The sequence below is a fragment of the 'Nostoc azollae' 0708 genome (assembly GCF_000196515.1).
Lineage (GTDB): Bacteria > Cyanobacteriota > Cyanobacteriia > Cyanobacteriales > Nostocaceae > Trichormus_B > Trichormus_B azollae.
This window is the reverse complement of the sequence record NC_014248.1, coordinates 434,522-454,878: the sequence shown is the minus strand read 5'-3', so window position 1 is coordinate 454,878 and position 20,357 is coordinate 434,522. Positions and strand designations below refer to the sequence as shown.

The 20,357-nt window shown below is 39.6% G+C and carries 30 protein-coding genes and 3 pseudogenes; 26 read left to right on the top strand and 7 right to left on the bottom strand.

From position 1 onward, the window contains the following. Nucleotides 1–3: 3 nt before the first annotated feature. A complete protein-coding gene (locus tag AAZO_RS02120; protein WP_013190002.1) occupies nucleotides 4–1,545 on the top strand; it encodes a DEAD/DEAH box helicase in 1,542 nt (513 codons plus the stop codon). Between the two features lie 114 nt (nucleotides 1,546–1,659). On the opposite strand, the pseudogene AAZO_RS28345 reads toward AAZO_RS02120, so the two are convergent. Next, nucleotides 1,660–2,113 (bottom strand): annotated as a pseudogene (locus AAZO_RS28345) (aldo/keto reductase); the annotation flags it as partial. Between the two features lie 165 nt (nucleotides 2,114–2,278). Between AAZO_RS28345 and AAZO_RS36445 the strand changes: the two are divergent. From AAZO_RS36445 to AAZO_RS36365, 21 genes and pseudogenes are all read left to right on the top strand, one after another. Continuing rightward, complete coding sequence (locus tag AAZO_RS36445; RefSeq protein WP_228371455.1) at nucleotides 2,279–2,494, top strand: hypothetical protein; 216 nt, start codon at nucleotides 2,279–2,281, stop codon at nucleotides 2,492–2,494. Nucleotides 2,495–2,568: 74 nt separating this feature from the next. Beyond that, nucleotides 2,569–3,150 (top strand): acyl-CoA synthetase family protein, encoded by a 582-nt coding sequence (locus AAZO_RS02110; protein WP_266887741.1) that lies wholly within the window; start codon nucleotides 2,569–2,571, stop codon nucleotides 3,148–3,150. Between the two features lie 393 nt (nucleotides 3,151–3,543). Further along, complete coding sequence (locus AAZO_RS36440) at nucleotides 3,544–3,900, top strand: acyl-CoA dehydrogenase family protein (RefSeq protein WP_228371454.1); 357 nt, start codon at nucleotides 3,544–3,546, stop codon at nucleotides 3,898–3,900. Continuing rightward, nucleotides 3,881–4,339, top strand: coding sequence for an acyl-CoA dehydrogenase family protein (locus AAZO_RS36435; protein WP_228371453.1), 459 nt, complete (start codon nucleotides 3,881–3,883; stop codon nucleotides 4,337–4,339). Before AAZO_RS36440 ends, AAZO_RS36435 begins: the two co-directional genes overlap by 20 nt. 213 nt (nucleotides 4,340–4,552) lie before the next feature. After that, on the top strand, nucleotides 4,553–4,759 hold the full coding sequence (locus AAZO_RS36430; RefSeq protein ID WP_228371452.1) for a helix-turn-helix domain-containing protein: 207 nt from the start codon (nucleotides 4,553–4,555) through the stop codon (nucleotides 4,757–4,759). Continuing rightward, a complete protein-coding gene (locus AAZO_RS28340; protein WP_228371451.1) occupies nucleotides 4,705–5,484 on the top strand; it encodes an IS630 family transposase in 780 nt (259 codons plus the stop codon). Before AAZO_RS36430 ends, AAZO_RS28340 begins: the two co-directional genes overlap by 55 nt. Before the next feature lie 245 nt (nucleotides 5,485–5,729). Continuing rightward, nucleotides 5,730–5,933 carry a hypothetical protein gene (locus tag AAZO_RS36425; RefSeq protein ID WP_228371450.1) on the top strand — a complete coding sequence of 68 codons (204 nt, stop codon included), beginning with the start codon at nucleotides 5,730–5,732 and terminating at the stop codon, nucleotides 5,931–5,933. 132 nt (nucleotides 5,934–6,065) lie between these two features. Beyond that, nucleotides 6,066–7,031: pseudogene (locus tag AAZO_RS28335) on the top strand (IS701 family transposase). A gap of 60 nt (nucleotides 7,032–7,091) precedes the next feature. Beyond that, on the top strand, nucleotides 7,092–7,472 hold the full coding sequence (locus tag AAZO_RS36420; RefSeq protein ID WP_338027155.1) for an MBOAT family O-acyltransferase: 381 nt from the start codon (nucleotides 7,092–7,094) through the stop codon (nucleotides 7,470–7,472). Next, the gene (locus AAZO_RS36415; protein WP_228371449.1) at nucleotides 7,463–7,774 is read left to right on the top strand and encodes a hypothetical protein; all 312 of its coding nucleotides are present in this window, start codon (nucleotides 7,463–7,465) and stop codon (nucleotides 7,772–7,774) included. The genes AAZO_RS36420 and AAZO_RS36415 overlap by 10 nt, the downstream gene beginning before the upstream one ends. A gap of 392 nt (nucleotides 7,775–8,166) precedes the next feature. Beyond that, entirely contained in the window at nucleotides 8,167–8,436 is a 270-nt protein-coding gene (locus AAZO_RS36410) for a hypothetical protein (protein WP_228371448.1), read from the top strand. A 2-nt stretch (nucleotides 8,437–8,438) separates the two neighbouring features. Continuing rightward, nucleotides 8,439–8,789 (top strand): hypothetical protein, encoded by a 351-nt coding sequence (locus tag AAZO_RS36405; protein WP_228371447.1) that lies wholly within the window; start codon nucleotides 8,439–8,441, stop codon nucleotides 8,787–8,789. Nucleotides 8,790–8,817: 28 nt separating this feature from the next. After that, a complete protein-coding gene (locus AAZO_RS36400; RefSeq protein ID WP_228371446.1) occupies nucleotides 8,818–9,054 on the top strand; it encodes a hypothetical protein in 237 nt (78 codons plus the stop codon). Between the two features lie 76 nt (nucleotides 9,055–9,130). Then, the gene (locus AAZO_RS36395; protein WP_228371445.1) at nucleotides 9,131–9,361 is read left to right on the top strand and encodes a hypothetical protein; all 231 of its coding nucleotides are present in this window, start codon (nucleotides 9,131–9,133) and stop codon (nucleotides 9,359–9,361) included. Nucleotides 9,362–9,399: 38 nt separating this feature from the next. Next, nucleotides 9,400–9,588, top strand: a complete 189-nt coding sequence (locus AAZO_RS36390; RefSeq protein ID WP_228371444.1) for a hypothetical protein — start codon at nucleotides 9,400–9,402, stop codon at nucleotides 9,586–9,588. Between the two features lie 33 nt (nucleotides 9,589–9,621). After that, nucleotides 9,622–9,801, top strand: a complete 180-nt coding sequence (locus AAZO_RS36385) for a hypothetical protein (protein ID WP_228371443.1) — start codon at nucleotides 9,622–9,624, stop codon at nucleotides 9,799–9,801. Between the two features lie 197 nt (nucleotides 9,802–9,998). Then, nucleotides 9,999–10,133, top strand: coding sequence for a hypothetical protein (locus tag AAZO_RS40815; protein WP_266887730.1), 135 nt, complete (start codon nucleotides 9,999–10,001; stop codon nucleotides 10,131–10,133). A 348-nt stretch (nucleotides 10,134–10,481) separates the two neighbouring features. After that, complete coding sequence (locus AAZO_RS36380; RefSeq protein ID WP_228371442.1) at nucleotides 10,482–10,871, top strand: hypothetical protein; 390 nt, start codon at nucleotides 10,482–10,484, stop codon at nucleotides 10,869–10,871. Next, on the top strand, nucleotides 10,847–11,134 hold the full coding sequence (locus AAZO_RS36375; protein WP_228371441.1) for a hypothetical protein: 288 nt from the start codon (nucleotides 10,847–10,849) through the stop codon (nucleotides 11,132–11,134). Before AAZO_RS36380 ends, AAZO_RS36375 begins: the two co-directional genes overlap by 25 nt. Nucleotides 11,135–11,257: 123 nt before the next feature. Then, the gene (locus AAZO_RS36370) at nucleotides 11,258–11,920 is read left to right on the top strand and encodes a thiol-disulfide oxidoreductase DCC family protein (RefSeq protein WP_228371440.1); all 663 of its coding nucleotides are present in this window, start codon (nucleotides 11,258–11,260) and stop codon (nucleotides 11,918–11,920) included. Further along, entirely contained in the window at nucleotides 11,877–12,305 is a 429-nt protein-coding gene (locus tag AAZO_RS36365; RefSeq protein ID WP_228371439.1) for a hypothetical protein, read from the top strand. The genes AAZO_RS36370 and AAZO_RS36365 overlap by 44 nt, the downstream gene beginning before the upstream one ends. Before the next feature lie 211 nt (nucleotides 12,306–12,516). On the opposite strand, the gene AAZO_RS02055 is transcribed toward AAZO_RS36365, so the two are convergent. Beyond that, nucleotides 12,517–13,452 carry a 1-aminocyclopropane-1-carboxylate deaminase/D-cysteine desulfhydrase gene (locus tag AAZO_RS02055; RefSeq protein WP_013190000.1) on the bottom strand — a complete coding sequence of 312 codons (936 nt, stop codon included), beginning with the start codon at nucleotides 13,450–13,452 and terminating at the stop codon, nucleotides 12,517–12,519. 72 nt (nucleotides 13,453–13,524) lie between these two features. Here AAZO_RS02055 and AAZO_RS02050 point away from each other — a divergent pair. Continuing rightward, nucleotides 13,525–14,091: pseudogene (locus AAZO_RS02050) on the top strand (pyridoxamine 5'-phosphate oxidase family protein). A 40-nt stretch (nucleotides 14,092–14,131) separates the two neighbouring features. On the opposite strand, the gene AAZO_RS02045 reads toward AAZO_RS02050, so the two are convergent. Continuing rightward, nucleotides 14,132–14,611, bottom strand: coding sequence for a DUF1499 domain-containing protein (locus AAZO_RS02045; RefSeq protein WP_013189999.1), 480 nt, complete (start codon nucleotides 14,609–14,611; stop codon nucleotides 14,132–14,134). 22 nt (nucleotides 14,612–14,633) lie between these two features. Between AAZO_RS02045 and AAZO_RS02040 the strand changes: the two genes are divergently transcribed. Together AAZO_RS02040 and rnhA are read left to right on the top strand one after the other, a co-directional pair. Then, entirely contained in the window at nucleotides 14,634–14,816 is a 183-nt protein-coding gene (locus tag AAZO_RS02040; RefSeq protein WP_049790514.1) for a hypothetical protein, read from the top strand. Nucleotides 14,817–15,183: 367 nt separating this feature from the next. Next, the gene (gene rnhA, locus AAZO_RS02035; protein WP_013189998.1) at nucleotides 15,184–16,092 is read left to right on the top strand and encodes a ribonuclease HI; all 909 of its coding nucleotides are present in this window, start codon (nucleotides 15,184–15,186) and stop codon (nucleotides 16,090–16,092) included. A gap of 46 nt (nucleotides 16,093–16,138) precedes the next feature. Here rnhA and cruG read toward each other — a convergent pair whose 3' ends face one another. After that, nucleotides 16,139–17,305, bottom strand: coding sequence for a 2'-O-glycosyltransferase CruG (gene cruG, locus AAZO_RS02030; RefSeq protein ID WP_013189997.1), 1,167 nt, complete (start codon nucleotides 17,303–17,305; stop codon nucleotides 16,139–16,141). A 114-nt stretch (nucleotides 17,306–17,419) separates the two neighbouring features. Then, nucleotides 17,420–18,328, bottom strand: a complete 909-nt coding sequence (gene cruF, locus AAZO_RS02025; RefSeq protein ID WP_013189996.1) for a gamma-carotene 1'-hydroxylase CruF — start codon at nucleotides 18,326–18,328, stop codon at nucleotides 17,420–17,422. Between the two features lie 447 nt (nucleotides 18,329–18,775). Here cruF and AAZO_RS02020 point away from each other — a divergent pair, with 447 nt between their 5' ends. After that, the gene (locus tag AAZO_RS02020) at nucleotides 18,776–19,201 is read left to right on the top strand and encodes a hypothetical protein (protein ID WP_013189995.1); all 426 of its coding nucleotides are present in this window, start codon (nucleotides 18,776–18,778) and stop codon (nucleotides 19,199–19,201) included. 178 nt (nucleotides 19,202–19,379) lie between these two features. On the opposite strand, the gene rpmA is transcribed toward AAZO_RS02020, so the two are convergent. Then, nucleotides 19,380–19,658, bottom strand: a complete 279-nt coding sequence (gene rpmA, locus AAZO_RS02015; RefSeq protein WP_013189994.1) for a 50S ribosomal protein L27 — start codon at nucleotides 19,656–19,658, stop codon at nucleotides 19,380–19,382. Nucleotides 19,659–19,689: 31 nt separating this feature from the next. Further along, nucleotides 19,690–20,097: a 50S ribosomal protein L21 gene (gene rplU / locus AAZO_RS02010; protein ID WP_013189993.1), complete on the bottom strand. Its 408-nt coding sequence runs from the start codon at nucleotides 20,095–20,097 to the stop codon at nucleotides 19,690–19,692. Nucleotides 20,098–20,357: the final 260 nt, after the last annotated feature.

The window sequence follows — 20,357 nt, the reverse complement described above, 5'->3', positions numbered from 1 at the left end:
TTAATGAATCTTACCTTTCAAGAACTAGGCATTTCCCAAGAGCGTGTTGAAATTCTAGAAAAACTTAGCTTTACCACACCTACAAATATTCAGACTCAAGCTATTCCGCAACTATTAGCGGGTCGTGATGTAGTTGGGCAATCGCAAACAGGAACAGGTAAAACAGCAGCCTTTTCACTGCCGATGTTAGAAAAGCTGGATGTCAGCAAAAAAGCTGTACAAGCTGTTGTACTAACACCTACTCGTGAATTGGCAATGCAAGTTCATGATGCTATTTCCCAATTCATGGGGAATGATGGATTACGAGTATTAGCAATCTACGGTGGTCAGTCAATCGACCGTCAAATGATGCAGCTAAAACGCGGTGTTCATGTAGTTGTGGGTACACCAGGACGGGTGATAGATTTGCTAGAGCGTGGTAGCTTAAAGCTGGATCAAGTGAAATGGTTTGTCCTTGATGAAGCTGATGAAATGTTGAGCATGGGCTTTATTGATGATGTAATCAGAATTCTGTCCCAAGCTCCCACAGAGCGCCAAACGGCTTTATTTTCGGCAACTATGCCCCCATCCATTCGCCAATTGGTGAATAAGTTTTTAAACTCTCCGGTGACCGTAACCGTTGAGCAACCAAAAGCTGCACCCAATAAAATCAATCAGGTAGCTTACTTGATTCCTCGCCATTGGACAAAGGCTAAAGCTTTACAGCCAATTCTGGAAATGGAAGATCCAGAAACAGCTTTAATCTTTGTTCGCACCAGACGGACAGCCGCAGAACTAACCAATCAATTGCAAGCTGCTGGCCATAGTGTGGATGAATATCATGGTGATTTGTCTCAGCAAGCACGGGAAAGATTATTAACCCGTTTCCGCAATCGTCAAGTCCGCTGGGTGGTAGCTACTGATATTGCTGCACGGGGTTTAGATGTGGATCTACTTTCCCACGTGATTAACTTTGACTTACCCGATAGCGTGGAAACCTACGTTCACCGGATTGGTCGGACTGGTCGTGCTGGTAAAGAAGGAACTGCGATTTCTTTGGTACAACCATTTGAACGCCGCAAACAACAGGCATTTGAACGCCATAACCGCCAAAATTGGCAGGTGTTAACAATTCCTACCAGGGCGCAAATTGAAGCTAGACACATCAAAAAATTGCAAGAACAGGTAGCAGAAGCTTTAACTGGTGAACGTTTGGCTTCATTTTTACCAATCATCAGTGAGTTGATTGAAAAATATGATGCTCAGGCGATCGCAGCTGCGGCTTTGCAAATCGCCTATGATCAAACCCGTCCCGACTGGTTGCAATCTGGTGTAGATATTCCCCAAGAAGAACCATCTCCCAAACCCAAACTCAACAAGCATCGTGATAGTGGCGAATACCCACGCAGCGGTGGTGGTGAACGTGAACGTAGCCGTTCCTCTTGGTCTAAATCAGATAACGGTGGTGATGAAGGACGGGGAACACCAAAACCCAGATTACGGACAACAACTCAACGTGAATCTTCTGTTACACCCAGCCAAAAACTAGGTTCACATAGGGAATAGATCACAGGTGACAGGTGACAGGTGACGACTATCAGATTATGCTTCCCCTGCTTCCCCTGCTCCGCCTCCTTACTCCAAGATTGGATATTTTATTTGGAAATCCCTTATGTTTTTCTAGGGGTGGGTAATTTTATCTAACTTACCTAACCCATCATCAGTCAATTTCCAACCAAAAGCGCCAACATTCTGTTTTACTTGTTCGGCGTTTTTAACCCCAGCAATGGGAATTACGTTCCCCTGAGCAACTAACCAGTTAAGGGCTACTTGGGCAGGGGTACCACCATATTTTTCACCCATGTTTCTGAGTAAAGATAATACCGGGGCAATTTTATAAAAAAGTAGGCTGAAAACCCTTACTAAATTGCGGGTATATGATTGTTGCACCTGTAGGATATTGAAAAGGTGTATATTTACCTGTGAGTCTTCCTTGACCTAAGGGACTATAACCTAATATTGTGACATCTAAATTACGGGCAGTTGACAAAATACTGTTGGTTTCAACTTCGAGTGTTAATAGAGAATAACGAACTTGATGAACTGCTAAAGGTATTCCCCATGCTGCTAATATTAAGTCCTCTATACCCTATCACAGCGAGGTTTTTGCTGATATTACGTTGTGATTTTGTCTAATGTATCTTTCCGAATGTTGGCTTAGTTAGCAAATCACTCACTAGCTACTAACCCCTCACACCCATAAATACTGAAAGCACATAACTGTAATAATTTTTCACGATTGGGATTGGCTACTCTTGATTTGAGTAGTTGGCAAGCTGCGGGAAATGCCGCAGAACCTATTAATCCTAGAGTCTTAGAAGAATTTTTTGATAAATTTTCTGCTTGTGGTTTCTGCTGGGATACCTTTGCACCTGCCTATGGTTTGGCAGAAGATACATTGCTAGTATCAACTAGTCCTAGACAACAACCACAGAAATTGAGAAAAACACAATAGTTGAAGTTGCTGGTTGTGGTGATGGTGTTCGGGCTATTCCTGGATGTGGACAACTGGTATGTGATACTCAAGTAGTGATCGCCAACCCCGAAACTTTAACTCGTTGTCAACCTGATGAGGTGCGTAAGATTTGGGTATCTGATCCTAGTGTGGCTGGTGGTTATTGGAATCGTCCAGAAGAAAGTGAGAGTACCTTCTGTCCCTACACTGCTGATACTAAAGAAGGCCCATTCCTGCGGACAGGCGATTTAGGTTTTATGAGGGGTGGTGAGTTATTTATCACAGGATGGATTAAATATTTGATCATTATCAGGGGTACAAATCACTATCCTCAATATTTAGAGTGGATAGTGCAGCAAGTTCGTCCTTGTTTGCGTCCTGACTATGGTGGAGCCTTCTCCATAGATGCGGATGGTGTGGAAAGACTGATGATAGTGCAGGAAGTAAAACGCAATCCTGAAGAGTTTACAGCGGATGAAGTAATGACTGTTATTCGCCAAGCGATCGGAGAAATTCATGAACCTCAAGTTTTCGCTGTTGTTTTAGCTAACCCAGGTAATATCCACAAAACTTACAGCGGTAAAATTCAACGTCGCGCTTGCTTGCAAAACCACCTTCCTCCCAGGAGAGTTGGAAGTGTTAGCAGACTGGAGTGACAACCCTAAATACAACGCCAACTACCGCAAATTATCCAAGAAAGTTGATACCTCTTACTAGATCAAGTGCAAGTTGCTCACTAAGGAGAACATTATGCAGCCACTTAAACAATTTTGGGTTGCTGAAGGACTAGAACGAGATTTAGGCAACCCTGGCAACCCAGATAATATGATGTCCCTTCAAACAGGTAATCGACCTGGATGAAAAGGAAGAATTTCCCCAGGAAATTATCAACTGGTTATATAACTGGAAACTAAAATATTACTAGATTCCGACAGAATACGGTGGTGAATTTACAAGCTTTGATGAATCTATTTACTTTGCTGATGTGCTCATACAGTTTGCTGTAACAGCAATAATCACTTTAGCACCCATGTTCTATTTATACATGGATGGCACGAACAGACGGGCAGAAACAAACCCTAGCCAGATTTATGAAGGATACCAATGGCACTATGTGTTTAGCTTATTCAGAAAAAGTACATGCTAGTAAATTTTTAAGCGTGGATATGCAAACCACAAAAATTCCTGGTGGTTATCTCCTAAACGGCGAAAAATGGCCAATTAACCGTGCTACCAATTCTATAATCGCTTTCGTACTAGGTAAAACAGAGCCACATGGGGGACCCCGTAGCCTCTCCCTATTCATGGTCGAAAAGAGTAAAATCAACCCAGATAATTATACCACTCATATCCAAAATCCTCACCCATGGGATTCTGGCTTTGGATATGAGTGGTATCCGCTTTGATAACTGCTTTATTCCAAAATCTATGCGGTTAGGGGCTGAACGTGCGGGTTTGGAAATAGCTTTGAAAGGCTTCCAAATTACTAGAGCCTTATGTGCAGCCTTTTCTCAAGGTGCGGCTGATACCGCTTTAGGTACCACCCTGAAGTCTGCTATAGAGCATAAACTATACGGCAAAATATTCTTCGATATACCCCAACCCCAGTGCACTCTCAAAGATCCGTTTTTGGATATCTTGATTTGTGATTGTTCAACCTTTAGTGTGGGACGTAGTTTTAATACCATCCCAGAACAAATTAGTGTCTGGTCAGCAGTGGTGAAATATTTTGTTACCACTAACTTGGAAACAAGGGTACAGAATGTATCCGTCGTTTTAGATTCACGCTTTTATTATGTGGGAACCACACCACTAGTAGTCCACCAAGGCAATGTTGCTGGGTAAACCCCTCTAATTGATAAACTAGTCAAAAAAGGGGTTGACCATGGCAAAAAAGTATGTTGTAGATTTAGGCGAAGAGGAAGTTTTATAACTGCAAGCAATCCTCAAAAAAGGAAAGCACAAAGGAAGAAGTATAACCCGTGCAAACATTCTTTGAATGGCATCTGAGGGAGAAACGGACACGGCGCTGCCGCAGTTCGAGTTCATGTTGCTACGGTGGAAAGGACAAGAGAAAAGTTTGTAATTGGTGGATTAGAGTTTGCTTTAAAGGATGGGGAAAATCCACCAAAACCCAAAAAATTAGATGAAAAACAAGAAGCATTTTTGATTGCGACTGCTTGTTATAATCCGCCAGGAGGAAGAGTGCGTTGGACAATGCAATTATTAGCGGAGCATTTAGTGAAGGTTGGTATCATAGATTGAATTTCAGACGAAACAATACGCCAAACTCTAAAAAAAATGAAATTAACCCGTGGTTAAAAGAACAGTGGTGTATTCCCGAAGTTAACCCAGAGTATGTGTTCAGAATAGAAGATGTTTTGGATTTGTATAATGAGCCATATGATCCGAAAAAACCTACACTCTGCCTAGATGAATGCCCATATCAATTAGTAGAAGAAGTAAGACTTCCTTTGCCACCAGAACCACATCAGCCTAAAGGTTATGATTGTGAGTATAAACACAATGGTGTTGTAAATTTATTTGGCTTTTTTGAACCAATAGCCGGGTGGAGGCATATTGAAGTTACACAACGTCGGACAAAAGCTGATTTTCCTAAACAATTAAAAGATTTAGTAGATGTTTATTACCCCCAAGCTGATGTGATACCTTTACTTGTTGATAACCTAAACATTCATACTCCAAGTGTTTCATATGAAGTTTTCTCTCCACAAGAAGGACGCCGCATTATTCAGAAATTAGAGTTTCACTATACTCCTAAACACGCTTTTTGGTTGAATCAAGTAGAAATTGAATTATCAGTTGTATCTCGCCAATGCTTAGAACGACGTATTCCTAATGTAGAAATATTATCCTCTGAAACTGCTACTTGGGAGTCACAGCGTAATCAACAAAAACCCAGTGTTTATTGGGGTTTTAAAACCAAGGATGCACGTAAAAAAATACAGCGTTTATATCCGAGCACTTAACCTAGCAAAATTGCCTTGGCAGACTATTAGTAGTTCCAGGATTATCAGAAAGTTGGCAATCAAATTCTATTCCTGGTATAGGTTCAATTCCACCAGGATTGTCTTATTATACCTTTCAAATAGTGGGGTTTGTGGTTGACTCCTATACCGGCAGAAAAAAACAACCCATTGCTGCTTTAGATTAGGTCAACTTTGTTTCCTTTTTCCCCCAAGTGGTAGTAGGTCCAATTGAACGCAGGTCAGACTTGTTTCCGGAAATTGAAATCGAAAGTTTTCAATTGACCTTTGATAACTTTGAATCTGCTTCTCGTTGGTTATCTCTAGGACTATTTATGAAGTTTGTCCTGGCAGATAATATTCAGGACTTAGGCAACTGGGACAGGCGATGGGTGAAATATAGTACATCGGTATTAAATGAATCGGATACCGAAAGCTTTATCAACCCATAGGAATTAGCTGCAACAGGAAACATTATTCAAATATTCATGAGAAAATAGGTAGGAGATTGTATTAGATAAATGTTGCTGAAGGTAATGAGATTTACTAAACTTGATTACTGCTAATACTTATTAAGTAGTCAAATTAATTATACAATTACTAATTTAGCAGAGCATTTAGAAAGTATTAGCCATGATGCAATTAACTATTATTTAAAAACCGAAAAGTTAACATCTCGTTTACTATGGGATAAGGTGAAAGAGGTAGTAGAACCTGATGGTAATGGGTACATCATATTTGATGACAGTGTTTTAGACAAAAGATATTCTGAAGAAGTAGAGATGGTGAGGAGACAATATAGTGGTAATGAACATGGCATACTCAAAGGAATTGGTGTAGTCAGTTGTGTATATGTGAATCCTAAAGTTCAAAGATTTGGGGTAATAGATTACCGAATTTTTAATCCTGATGTGGATGGTAAAACCAAGATAGACCATGTGAAAGATATGCTGCAAAAACTGGTGTATCATCAGCTTTTCCCATTTAATACTGTTCTGATGGACACATGGTACGCACTAAACAGTCTCATGCTGTATATTGATAGCTTAGACAAAATTTATTATTGCCCTTTAAAAAAGGATCGGTTAGTTGATGATACATTTGCCAAAGAAAAAGATAAACCTATTGAATTATGACAATGGAGTACTGAAGAGTTAGAATGTGGTAAAATTATAAAAATTAAAGGGTTTCCCGCTCAGAAAAAAGTGAAACTATTCCGGGTTGCTGTTTCTACCAACAGAACGGATTATGTCGCTACTAAGGATTTATCTCAAAGTTCTACGAATGTTGTACAAGAGGTGTGTAAAATTCGTTGGAAAATCGAGGAGTTTCACCGAGAGATTAAACAAATAACTGGCATTGAATCTTGTCAATATCGTAAAGCTAGGCTTCAAAGAAATCATATTGCTTGTGCAATGTTGGTTTGGATTAGATTAAAGAATTTAGCCTATCAAACTGGTCAAACTGTTTATTAAAACAAGCATAGATTGCTTTCTAATTATTTAATTCAGCAACTAAAACGCCCAAGTCTTCCTATGCGCTTGGTTTGAGTTAAATTGTTCCGTGCCAGGGCTATATCCCGCCCGCTATTTGTGCCAGTTACATAAGTCCTGAATATTTCAGCTTATATCAAAATAGACCAAGTTGACAATCTTTGGTTAGTTTGTTTTTTCGCCTTTCTGTTTACATTACAAATTTATTTTGATTTTGGTGGATATAGTTTTATTGCTGTGGGGTTAGGAAAATTTGTAGGTGTTAAGTTAACCCTTCACTTTCTTTCTCCCTATACTTGCCAGAGTATTAAAGAGTTTTGGCGGAGATGGCACGTTACCCTTAACACTTGGTTTAGAGACTGTGTTTTTCTGCCTTTGATGGGCAAGAACATGAAGTATCCCCAATTTTATCTTTTTATTACATTTACCCTATCTGGTTTCTGGCACGGAGCAGCATGGAATTTTATTCTTTGGGGAGCTTATCACTATTGTTGTTAGTCTTGCCCTATGGTGGACGACCATTTTATAAATCTTTAGGACAGCAAAAGTTTATGATGCCGCAGTTTATTTCCTGGGCTTTAACTTTTGGATCTGTAATTCCGGTATGTCTGTTTTTTATGGAAACAAATACACATCACTTAGTGCAGAAATTGCAAGTTTTAGTAACTCCTTGGAATTGTTCTCTATCTAATTTAGCTGAGGTGTTTTCATTCCTTAATGAGAATGGAGCAGCAGCTTTAGTCTTCACTTTGCTACTCTCAACAGGACTGTTATTTATGGAACAAATAGGAGTTTGGTGACAAGGAGAGACGGAATATAATTTATTGGTTTCTCCTTGGATCTCACTGTTACTGTTAGTGCTCCTATATACAGGTTCCCCGTTTATTTACTTTGATTTTTAGAGGGTGTTTGAAAAGTCATGTTCTAGCTTCCTTCCTGCAGGGTACATAGCGCAGCGAAGTGAAGCATCTCAGATTAATTAATCAAACCCTAGATTCTAGAGCCTCCGGCACGCTTCGCGTTCACGCAGTGTCCAGAAGGGATACAGAATGACAAATTATAGCTTTTATAACTTTTTAAACATCCTCTTAGATTCAGTTATCACTCTTGACTGTCAACTCTTCCCTGTCACCTCTTATGAACAAGTTCTTCAGACTTTCCAGTTGATTTGCGATCACAGGTTTAACTTGGGGTGTTGGTTATTTCTATAAATGCCCGTTATGGAGGTGAACTTAGCAGGTTGCGTATGATGTATGAACAGAAAATGGCGATCGCCAAGGAAGTACAAGCACCCCAACGTATTCTAATTGTCGGTGGTTCTGGCGCTCATTACACCGTCGATGCCAAACTGATCCAACAGAAATTAGGCATCCCTAGCATCAACATAGCCACAGATGAGCCAATCGGATTAGATGTGATTCTGCCCAGTGTTGCTGATGTGATTAAAAAAGGCGATATGTAATTTTGATACCTCACTATGTATTATTACTAAATAAAGATGGTTTTGGCGATTGGTCTGGTCAATTTGGTGCACCTATTGGTAAACTCGGCTTAGGAAATGTACCCCCCAAGGAACTAGCCCAAGACCTGATGTTATTAGGTATACCTACCCTAAAAGGCGCAACTAAATCATCTCTGGATGTGGTGCAGAAAGGTCGTTTAACAGGTTATTATTCTGACTCCGTGACAGCTAACGGTGATCCCACAGTCTTGAAAAAACGCACCAAGAGCGAATGGTGGTCATTGAAAATCAATGATAGTCTTTCTCCTCATTCTTTGCGGCGAATTCAGCAATTGAAACAGGAAGTAGATTAAACAGGAAGTAGAGGCTAAAGGGGCAACTTTGGTATTAGGACTTTCTTGGATTTATGGCAGCACTGATACTGAAACTCTTAGTAATATAAGCAAGACAGCAGAAGAGTTAGGCAAAATTGCACCTGTACTTTATGACAAAGAAACCTTAAACGTGAAGACTGATTCTAGTTTGTTTGCTGAAACCCATTATCATCTGAATCCTTATGGTCCTCGCACTCGGACAAGTGAACTTGTTGAGCAATTTAAGGCTGCAAATATCAAATAATATATTTATTTTATTTCGCCTAAAGGAGCAAAGACGCAAAGGAAGAAAGAGAGGAGAAAAGTATGAACTATAGATCATGTATAAGAAAAATGATAGTTTAAGTAAATACAGTAAATTTAAACAATCTGCACTTCCTAATCATCATCCAGTACGGATTTGTATTTTAGGTGGTGGTTTGGGTGGTCTTTATACGGCTTTAGAACTGGAGAAGTTTACTCAAGTTACAAAGCCTAATTCTGAGGTTTTCTTAGTAGGAAAGCGGGAACATTTTTTACTTACTCCTTTACTCTATGAAGTAGTGACGTGAGAACTAAATAACTGGGAATTTGAACCAGGTTATAATTGTTGGCAGATAGTCAAGCTAAATTTTATCAAGGAGGAATTATAAATTCTAATTTAGAGAAAAGATTGGTAAATTTGGAAAATGGAGAAATATTAAATTATGATTTATTTGTGTTGGCTGTTGGTAAAGGAACTAGATTAGATGTAGTCCCAAGAGCAGCAGAATATGCCCGAACTTTTCGGACTTTATAAGATGCTGAATATTTAAAAGAACAGTTACGGGTTTTGGAAACATCTGATCTTGCTGTAATTAGGATCACTATAGCTGGTGCTGGTCCCAATGGTGTGGAAATAGCTTGTAAACTGGTAGACAGGCTGAAGACCCGGGGAGAGATTCGCTTAATTGATAAAGACTTACAACCTTCTATAAAGGTAGTTAAGATGCATCATATAGGGCTTTATTAAAACGGGGTGTACAGATAGACATGAATACTAATATTGAAACGATTCAATCTAATACAGTGATTATTAATCGTCAAGGTAAAACTCATAACTTACCGAGAAATTTAGTTTTGTGGACAGGAGGAAACCGATAAATTAAATGGACACAAAGCCTAAGATATCAACATAATCAACAAGGATAATTAATTGCTACCCCAACCTTGCAACTAGTGGGATATCCAAATGTATTTGTATTAGGAAAGTTAGCAGAAATTAGAGATATTAAAGGTAATAAATCTCCCGCTACAGCCCAAGCTGCCTGTCAACAATCACCCTGTACGGCTCGCAATATCTGAGCAGAAATTACAGGTCGTCGCTTAAAATCATTTAGCTACTTACATTTAGGAGAGATGTTAACTTTAGGTATTGAGAATGCTGTAGTTTATAGCTTTGGCATCACCTTAGATGGTAATCTAGCTAGCATCATTCGCTGAGGAGTGTATATTCAAAGTTTACCAACCCTTAAATATAAACTTCAAGTAGCTAAAAAGTGGATATTTGGAGAAATTAAAAAACTGTTGAGAAGATAAATACTTATGCAAAGGAGGAAAAAGTAAAATTTTACTATATTCCTACTTTAAAAAATGCTTATCTTCCTCCTTCTTCTTCTTCTTCGCGCCTTCGCGGTTCATTAAAAAAATCTAATGGTTACTCAAATACAAACATCAAAAACATCCTGGAGAAGAAATCTAGAAACTGTCTTAGGACTAGATTTGCGATCGCTCGCTGCGTTTTGTATCGGTATTTCCATCATCATTCTCGTAGATTTATTTACTCACTTTGGTGATTTAAACGCCCACTATACTGATTTCGGTGTTCTTCCCCGTACTTTACTAGCGGAAATCGCCAAACCTGGATATTGGTCTTTACATACTATCAGCGGCGAACCGATTGTTCAGGCATTATTATTTGCTATTGCAGCTTTTTTTGCGCTGCTAATGTTAGTGGGTTATCGCACTAGAGTGGCTACCATTGCTTCTTGGGTATTGCTGGTATCCATGCACAATCCATGCACAATCGTAACCCAGCCTTGATTTTTGCAGCGGATGATGTTTTTTTACGCGCTCTCATGTTTTGGGCGATGTTCCTACCTTGGGGCGCTTGTTATTTCTTTGATACTGTTGATAGTGTGCTGAATACTTCTCAACCTCAGTTACCGGAAATAGTGGTTTCTAGTGCTACTTTTCCTCTGATGTGTCAGCAGTATTTTATCTATATTTTTTCCGCTGCAATTAAAACTAAAAGCCCCATTTGGGTTGATAGTAGTGCGGTTTATTATGCTTTGAGTTTTGACTAATATGTTACCTTTTTTGGTTATTCTATCCTCAATTTTCAACCGATTTTAAAGGTATTTACTCAAATTACTTTGGTACTGGAATGGATAGGACCACTGACTATATTCATTCCTTTCCGGAATAGTTTGTTTCGGTTAGATGCAGTTCTGACTTTTATCGGACTTCATGCCGGATTCGGTTTAACTTTCAATATCGGCATTTTCCAGTTTTTGAGCATTTTTAGTTGGTTAGCATTTCTTCCTACTTCCTTTTGGAATAATTTGGAACAGCACCTACAAACACCAGTACGTCAAGGCTTAAAAATTCGTTTTGATGCTGATTGTGGTTTTTGTACAAAGGTAGTGCATATCTTACGAACTCTGTTGATTTTGCCAGTAACACCGTTATTAATGCCGCAGGAATACCCAGATATTCATGCTGATCCAGATATTCATGCCGATATGGAAGCTGAGAATTCTTGGGTAATTGAAGATTATCAAGGAAAGCGACATTTTAAGTCTAAAGGTATTGTTTATGTTGTGAGTTTGTCACCTGTATTTAGGTTTTTAGTGCCATTGCTAAATTGGAATCCAGTGATGGCTGGGAGAAAAAAGTTCTATGAAGCGATCACATCTAATCGTCAGTTCGCTGATAATTTCACCAAACCTTTTCAATTCCGTCCTTTGGAAATTCGTAAATCCCGCCTTTTGAATCTTTTGGCTGTGGTGTTGTTAATTTACGCTTTTATTTGGAATATCCAAAGTTATGCTCCTGATTTATTCAAGTGGAAAATATCGCAAAAACACTGAAGTTACTGGCCGAGTTACAAGGCTTGATCAATCATGGAGTATTTTTGCACCTGCACCGCCTAGAGATGATGGATGGAACATTATACCAGCTAGTCTGGAAAATGGCAGCGAGGTTGATATCTTTCGTTGTGGAAATCCTGTTAATTGGGATAAAACTAGTTTGAGTACCAGAAGTGGTATTTATCACAATATGCAATGGCTAACTTATTTTATTAATCTTAATGGAGCGATCGGTAAAAAGCTTTATCCTTTCTATGGAAAATATCTCTGTTACGCTTGGAATACTAAACACAAAGGTGGTGAAAAATTAGAGAATTCAACATCTACTTTATGGATGAGCGTACTGTTCCCCCTGGTGAACAACAAACTGTTGAGAAAAAGCTGACTTGAGAACAATCCTGTTATGCCACTCCATAATGAAGATAATAGTTAGACAAAATCATGAAATATGTATTGATTATCCATGAAGTTGAAGACTATGATTCATGGAAGAAGGTTTTTGATAATGCAGGCGATATCCGAAAACAAGCTGGAGAAATAGTATATCATGACTTCTGACTCCTGCTGTAGGTGGTTCTGATTTATTAAAAGTTACTTTACTTAAATACTTTCCTAAGTAATTTCTCGTTAATGCCCTGATTTCCCTGTAAAACGCCTGTATGTATTAATAGTAGACGACCTGGTTGAAAAAATCCCTGTTGTAGTAAATTCATGACTCCATAAAACATTTTTCCCGTATATACGTAATCTAGGGGTATGTCGTGTTCTTGGGTAAATTTTTGGCAAAACATAATTAATTCCTGATTTACCTTTGCATAACCTCCGAAATGATAGTCACATACTAATTCCCAAGGTGCAGGAGAATTAACTAGTGCAGGTAAATCAGATGTGAGATAATTGTTAATTAAACTCTCTATTTCTGCTGCTAGAAATTCTCCACCTTTTAATATAGGAAAGCCAATTATTTTCTGTTTCAAATGTAATGATATGGCAATACCAGCTAATGTTGTGGCTGTTCCACAGGCTAGACAAATAGTATCAAATAGTTCTAAATTTTGCATTATTTCTGTACAACCCCGCATTCCATTGAGGTTACAACCACCTTCGGGAATGATAAATACTTCATCAAACCGTTGTTTTAAGTCTTCCTGTAGTTGAGTTGTATGGCGTTGTCGATAGGTTGTGCGATTGCAATATACTAACTGCATACCTTGTTCTACCGCAAAACTCAATGTAGGATTGAGGGGAAAAGTTTCCTCTCCACGAATCACCCCAATAGTACGAAAACCAAAAATATTACCTGCGGCTGCTGTGGCGAAAATATGGTTAGAATAAGCACCGCCAAAAGTGAGTATAGTGGATACATTTTTCTCCTTAGCTGACAACAGGTTATATTTCAATTTGAACCACTTATTACCATTAACCTGTGAGTGCATGAGATCAAGACGTAGTACGTATAATTTAACACCAACACTATCAGCTATTTGACTATTAATTTTTTGTATAGCTGGAGGAAGAAAGATTGACGACATTTAAAACAGAAGTTAAGCTTTTCTAGAATAGTAGATAACAACAAATCTTCTACAAAAACTCTCAGAACGTTTATGGCTAAAGTTTTTGATCCTATTACGGAAGAATTGCAAAAATTTGTAACTCAGCAGATGTTTTTTGTTGGGACTCCGCCTTTAAGTCCTACAGGCCATGTTAACCTTTCTCCTAAAGGTTTAGAAAGCTTTCGTATCATTTCACCCCTTTGTGTTGCTGACATAGATGTAAGATAATAGGTCGTGGAAATAAAACTTCTGCCCATATATTAGAAAATGGCAGAATCACATTTATGTCTTGGCCTTTTCAAGAACCTCCATCTATTCTCCATCTTTATGGCAAGGGAAAAACAATTTTCCCTAATTCCCCACAATGGGATTCTTTATATTCTTTATTTTCTCCTCTTCCCGGAACTCGACAAATAATTGTTGCCGATATTGAACGAGTACAAACTGGCTGTGCCACTGTATAAATATCAAGGACAAAGAGAAACTTTAGTTAATTGGGTTAATAAAAAAGGTGCACAGGGAATTAAAGAATATCATCAGCAGAAAAATTTTGTCAGCATTGATGGTTTGTTAACTACCTTGTTTCAAGTTCACAATCAAAAATCTATTGATTCGTAAATGATCATTATTCAACTTCAACAACTGTATGCAAATAAAATCAAATGTTCAAATCACGCATAGCTAAACGAATTTGTTCCATACGTCTGGGGTTGACACCGAGATCCGACTCTCCTACACGAGATGCTGAACGGATATGAATTACCGATTCATCCACAGGTAAATAAAACTCTACACCATCCACAAATTTGAAGATGCGGCTTTTAGAAAGAGGATGAATGTAATTATCTGTTTGTTCTATAACTTCTGTACGGGGAACAACAGTGAGAACTTTGAGTAAAACTTCTTTAGCTTTTTCACGGTCTACATGATAAGTAATTGGTTCAATGTTGTGATTAGCATCAGCATTTTGACTCACAACACAGTTGTCTGAAGCTGGACAAGAAATAAGATGACCATTATCAATTCCCAAGCCAGTAACCCAAGTTACTCCAGGAAGTATTACACTTATAATTAGGGTTAAGAATATCTTAAAAGTAATACTATGTAGTCGCTGGGATAATGCTGTTAGACGGTACATTATTAATGTACTCCTCAATGATTTGGGTTTTCTTGCCATATCCAATAATTCTAAATTATTAGATGAGGTGATTCATGATTTTCAATTAAAAGAAGTTGTAAAGATTTCTCTTTACTGTTTATCAGAAATGATTCATTTCTATAAGCGTTGGGGTGTCCAAAACGATGTAGATGGAATTAAGTTAATGCGACGTTATAACCTATAATTTGAGGATAGAAGAGCATGATTATTAATGAAAAAAAGTAGTCTTTTTTACCGTTACCCTTAATAGCACCATTGCAGGAATTATTGACATTGGATAAACGAAAAGCGCTCGCACAGTCAATACTACTATAGCGCTCGCAGGTATCGGACTTGCAACCAGTCAAATCGCTTCCTCTGTCCTGGTTTCTCAATTCCCACCATTACGAGAAGACCCATTTATCATCACCCCGCCTTTTTACATCAGTGTTCTAACTTTTTACATCAGTGTTCTAACCGGAGTGATTGTCAGTATAATAGCCTAGATATTATTGACCAAAACTCGTCGCTAACTCTTTCATTTGTCTTCTCTGCGGTTTCATACTCCCACCATGTCTACAGAACGCATAATTCAAAGCATATATACTGATGGTGCTTGCACAGGCAACCCTGGTCCTGGTGGTTGGGCTGTAGTTGTTTATTTTAACGATGGTTCAGTTCACGAAATGGGTGACGTATCACGCCATACCACCAATAATAAAATGGAAATGCAAGCTGCGATAGCTGCCCTGGAACTATTTGAAAAATCTGGACAAACTGAACCCATCACCCTCTATACCGATAGCGAATATGTGATCAACTCCGTTACCAAATGGATGCAAGGGTGGAAAAAGAAGGGCTGGAAAAAGTCAGATGGGAACCCAGTCCAAAACCAAGATCTTTTACAAACTCTCGACCAACTCAACAGCCGACTCGTCAAATGGCAGCACGTGCGCGGACATTCTGGTAACATAGGTAACGAACGTTGTGATGTGATTGCTCGCTCCTTTGCAAGCGGTAAAATCCCATCTCTTCAACAATTATCCCCTGCAAATCCTTACCCAACCTTAACCAATACAAACCAAATCAATGTAGCCAAAGTGTGCAATTCTTCAATAAACTCTACGAAAATTAACGAAAACATCTCGGATAGCAGTAATTTGTCATCAGACATAACCACTATGGAACCATCTACAGCGTCAGCTGCGACCACAAACGACGAAAAACCACCTGAGATGAGGGTTTCACAACTCCGCAACTTAGTTGAAACTCTGCGGGTTGCTGACGAAATAGCAGAAAAAGGCTATTTAATCACTAGTTCAGAACTAGCAGACCTGATGGATGTCCACGCCAGTGCTGTCACCAGTCGAGGAGATCAGTGGCGTTGGCGAAACTGGATAGTTTCCAGAGTACGACGGGAAGGTAATCAAATTCTTTGGGAACTGGAACGAGGTGATCAAATAGGAACTGAAGCCGAATAATTCATTCCCAACTACCAATTACCAGCCACAACCAGCATAACTTACCTTAATACTTCCTTCCTCGCCATTCTCGCGGAGTGTGGAAAGCAGATAAAAAGATTCGCAGTACAGCCAAAGGATCAGCCAGGGGGGAAAGCCAGAACAACCAACCTCCCTTGGCATTTTTACGGTCGTAAGAAGGTGCGATCACTAATAATAGAGCAAAGCGAATGAACAAGAGAAATATATTCAGCCCCAAAACCAAGGAAATAGGGAGATAGGGAGATGAGGACATGGGGAGATAAGCTAACAAAATGATCAGAGGTAAACCTTGCACCGCTGATAATAGCCATAAATCACCCCAAATTTGAGCACGGTTAGACGCATCCTTCAAATCTAAACTGCGCCCCCATTCCTTCCAAGTTTCCATTGCCCCCTCATACATCCGCACCTTTAGCAATTTTGCCCCATCCAAAAACCCCACCTTAAAACCAGCTGCCGCAATATTTCGTGCCAAAGTCACATCATCACAAAACGAACTCTTAGCACTCATATAACCATTTATAGACGCTAAAACCGAGCGACGACACAAAAAACACTGCCCATTGGCCATTACCCTTTCCGCTTCTTCTGTATAAATACCAGGAGGGTCAAATCTATATAAAAGAGTCATTAACAATGACGGTTGTAACCAGCACTCTCCTGGATACTTGAGAATAAACTGAGGCGAAAGAGAAACCAAATCATAACCCTCAGTTTGGGCTGTTTTGACTAAACTTGCCACCAAGCCAGAATTGGGTTGAATATCCGCATCCATACCCAAAAACCACTCACTTCTCTCGGAACTAAACAAAAAACCATTGTGTAACGCCCAAGGACGACCTACCCAACCAGAAGGCAAGGGATCATCTGTGATCACTCGAAACCGTGGATCTTGTTGCTGTGCAGCTTGTACCAAGTCGGGAGTGCCATCTTGGGATCTGCTATCAACCACAATTACTTCTCTGACTTCGTAACTTTGCCGACTCAACCCCTTTAACAGCGGACTAATGCGTAATGCTTCATTTAACGTCGGCACAATAACACTAACACGACCTAACATATCAGGCGTTGGTTGCTGTGGTTGCAGGGGTGGATATCGTCTTGGTCCTTTAAGTAGCCGTGATAGTAGAAGTGCTGTTGCTGGTACTTGAATAAGTAGTAATAGGAGGGAAATAGTGCTTTCTATGATCAAAATATTGATACCAAATTCAAAATTAAAGATTCAAGATTAATTACCAATCACCAATCAGCAATCACCAATTAGTGCTGAGTAAATTAGTAGTAATTATACTCAGCACTAATGAAGTTACTTGAAAGCGACTTTGACGCTGGCAACGGAAACTTCTTTGGTTGCAGGTTCAACACCTACGAGAGTGGATGCGCCAGGACCTCTCAACCACAGTGCTACAGCAGGTGCAACGCCAAGTACCAAACCTAGCAATACAGGAATGGAGAAGCCCGCAGCCAAACTCATCACGGTTGCAAAACCAAAGTTACCCAAATACACAACTAAAGGAATATTGAGTTGTGCGCGCTCTAATTTTACTGGATTGTTTCTCCACAACACCGCCGCTACTGTCATAAAGACTGAACCAGTACCCATCCAACCGGCAAAGTTTTGGTAAGGCATCCCAAAGAAAGCACCTGGTTGTTGCCAATACCAGAAGGGAAGAGAAGTTTGACTCATAGCCGGGTCAAGGACAAAATCCCAAGAAGTCAGCAATAAAGCACCAAGGGCGATTGCACCTAGATGACGGAACAAACTGGGCTTTTTATCTACCTCTAACCCTACACGCGCCAGCAGGTAGGAAACGCATCCCACATAAAACCATGACAAGGGAATGGTAAACGGCACTAAACCCGCAATCTTATAACCCAAGCCACTCAAATAGCTGTAGTTACCAAAAGGAAAACCTGTGCTGGTTCCTAGTAACTCACTAGTCAAAGAAATTAATACAGAAGGCAACAGGAAACACAAAGCACGACCTAAACCCAATGTCCGGTAAGCATACAGGAAAACACCTACTGCACCTAAAATCATATAAGCCACTCCCCCACCTGCCATACTCCACTGCATGACAGTCTGCCCGACTTCAGATAAGCTCAAAATTAATTCCGCATTAGGAATAACTAATAATATCCCTACTAGTCCAAACACCATAGACACGATATGACCAATCAGGCATACGCGCTCAACAATAACTAGTTGTTTCATGATCAGCCCTTAACCTTAATAAAATGAGACACGCGGCTACTCGACTGCTAATAGTTTACAAATGTTTAAGATCATAATTTAACTAATTTTTACAGAATAATCCGGGAAAATTGATAGTTGATTCATCTCTAAGTTGAAAAAAGGATCAATATCCTGAACCCTAAACCCTTGTTTATACTAAAAACGGTTTAAAAGTGTCATTCTGAACGTTCGCGGAGCGTCTCTGAAAGAGATAGTGAAGAATCTCCGAGATAATAGAGCCCACTGCACCCTCTACGTTCACGCAGTGTCCCGAAGGGATACGCTGTACTACGTTATCCATGGCTTAGGCCACGCTGTGCTATCAGTATGAGATCAGTCCAAGTCTCACGCGTTTGCAGTATAACTGCGCCAATCAACTGAAAATTGTGAAATAATATCTCCACCAGCTACTGGGAACACCAATCTATGCCAACCTTAAACAGAATCCCTTGGTTTTCCCTAGCACTAGCAGTGCTGAGTTACAGCACTTTGGGCTGGGTGATATCCGAAACCAAAGCTCCTTGGTTTGTGTGGTTAATAGTTGCAGTGGCTATATTGCTATTACTAGCCAGTTTCACTGTTTCATGGTCAAAACTAGCAGAGTATTACAGTATGCTGTTTCAATCAAATATCAGGTCTTTTGGCATCACTGTGTTGGCAGCTTTCCTCTTCTTTCTCATGATTGCCTGGTTTCGAGTATTTCTTGATACTTTGCTGTTACTCTCAGCTACCATACTGGTGAAGATAGACTTTCAAGTCGCTGGCTTCAAAGAAGGTATAGCTTTTTGCTTGACATCTATTATTTCACTAGCAGGTTTAGCCACAGGCGCTTTACTACACAGGTTTATTTAATAGGTTTGTCAGCAATTAGGAGTTTAGGAGTCAGGAGTCAGGAGTCAGGAGTCAGGAGTTAGCAGTCAGGAGTTGACAAGAAATGTAAATATTCCCTATTCCTAATGACTAATGACTAATGACTAATGACTAATGACTAATGACTAATGACTAATGACTAATGACTAATGACTAAAACTTAACTAGCTACTGCTTCAGCAGCAACAGCAGGATAAACGCTGATTTGTTTCCGGGTTTTGCCCTTTCTTTCAAAAGTAACAACACCATCAACTAAAGCAAATAAAGTATCATCACTGCCAATACCAACGTTATTACCAGGGTGGAATTTAGTCCCACGCTGACGGATAAGAATATTTCCCGCACGCACAGCTTGACCACCAAAACGCTTTACGCCCAGACGTTGAGCATTAGAGTCACGACCGTTTCTTGTACTACCTGTTCCTTTCTTGTGAGCCATAATTTCCTCTTAATTTATCTACTTGTTTTGATTATTCAGCAGCAACAGCTTCTTCAGGAATGCTATCCATAGTATTAGGAATTTCTGGAGTAATTGGCGCTTCTTGATATGCTAAAACCTCACCGTTGAGGTTAATGGAGTTAATTAAAAGTCTGGTTGTTTCCTGGCGGTGTCCGCGTTTTTTGCGGGTTTTCTTCTTAGGTTTCATTTTGTAAACCAGGACTTTACGACCTCTAAAATGTCGCATCACCGTCCCTTCTACCGTCGCACCTGCCACTCGGGGCTGTCCAATTGAGACTTCGCCCTCATGCTGCACCAGCAATACTGCGTCTATGGTCACTTTTTCATCTGGTTGGGTACTCAGCAGTTCAATGTCGTAAAAACGACCTGCTTCAACTTTAATTTGTTTACCGCCAGTTTCAATAATTGCGTAGGTCATGAAATTGTCCTTGAAGTTGCCGTACAGGTAGCTGGTCTTAATCTCCTATAGAGACTATAATTTATGGCTTTTACCAGCTTTTGCAGTATGTCTACCTGATCCGAGCAGGAATTAGACAGACAATCTTATATCTTATCTTAATGAGCAGGATTCAGTCAAGAATATCATTGATTCGAAAATCTTATCTAGAAAATTTGACTTGATTACCGGAATGGAGATGTATGTATTTTTAGTCAGTTGAGACACCGACAGAATAACAA

Excerpts from the sequence above, each read along its gene's own strand:
- AAZO_RS02120 (WP_013190002.1), top strand. The coding sequence starts at position 4 with ATGAATCTTACCTTTCAAGAACTAGGCATTTCCCAAGAGCGTGTTGAA.
- AAZO_RS36440 (WP_228371454.1), top strand. The coding sequence starts at position 3,544 with ATGGCACGAACAGACGGGCAGAAACAAACCCTAGCCAGATTTATGAAG.
- AAZO_RS36435 (WP_228371453.1), top strand. The coding sequence starts at position 3,881 with ATGAGTGGTATCCGCTTTGATAACTGCTTTATTCCAAAATCTATGCGG.
- AAZO_RS36395 (WP_228371445.1), top strand. The coding sequence starts at position 9,131 with ATGTATAAGAAAAATGATAGTTTAAGTAAATACAGTAAATTTAAACAA.
- AAZO_RS36380 (WP_228371442.1), top strand. The coding sequence starts at position 10,482 with ATGGTTACTCAAATACAAACATCAAAAACATCCTGGAGAAGAAATCTA.
- AAZO_RS36375 (WP_228371441.1), top strand. The coding sequence starts at position 10,847 with ATGCACAATCGTAACCCAGCCTTGATTTTTGCAGCGGATGATGTTTTT.
- AAZO_RS36365 (WP_228371439.1), top strand. The coding sequence starts at position 11,877 with ATGCTCCTGATTTATTCAAGTGGAAAATATCGCAAAAACACTGAAGTT.
- AAZO_RS02055 (WP_013190000.1), bottom strand. The coding sequence starts at position 13,452 with ATGTCGTCAATCTTTCTTCCTCCAGCTATACAAAAAATTAATAGTCAA.
- AAZO_RS02045 (WP_013189999.1), bottom strand. The coding sequence starts at position 14,611 with ATGTACCGTCTAACAGCATTATCCCAGCGACTACATAGTATTACTTTT.
- rnhA (WP_013189998.1), top strand. The coding sequence starts at position 15,184 with ATGTCTACAGAACGCATAATTCAAAGCATATATACTGATGGTGCTTGC.
- cruF (WP_013189996.1), bottom strand. The coding sequence starts at position 18,328 with ATGAAACAACTAGTTATTGTTGAGCGCGTATGCCTGATTGGTCATATC.
- AAZO_RS02020 (WP_013189995.1), top strand. The coding sequence starts at position 18,776 with ATGCCAACCTTAAACAGAATCCCTTGGTTTTCCCTAGCACTAGCAGTG.
- rpmA (WP_013189994.1), bottom strand. The coding sequence starts at position 19,658 with ATGGCTCACAAGAAAGGAACAGGTAGTACAAGAAACGGTCGTGACTCT.
- rplU (WP_013189993.1), bottom strand. The coding sequence starts at position 20,097 with ATGACCTACGCAATTATTGAAACTGGCGGTAAACAAATTAAAGTTGAA.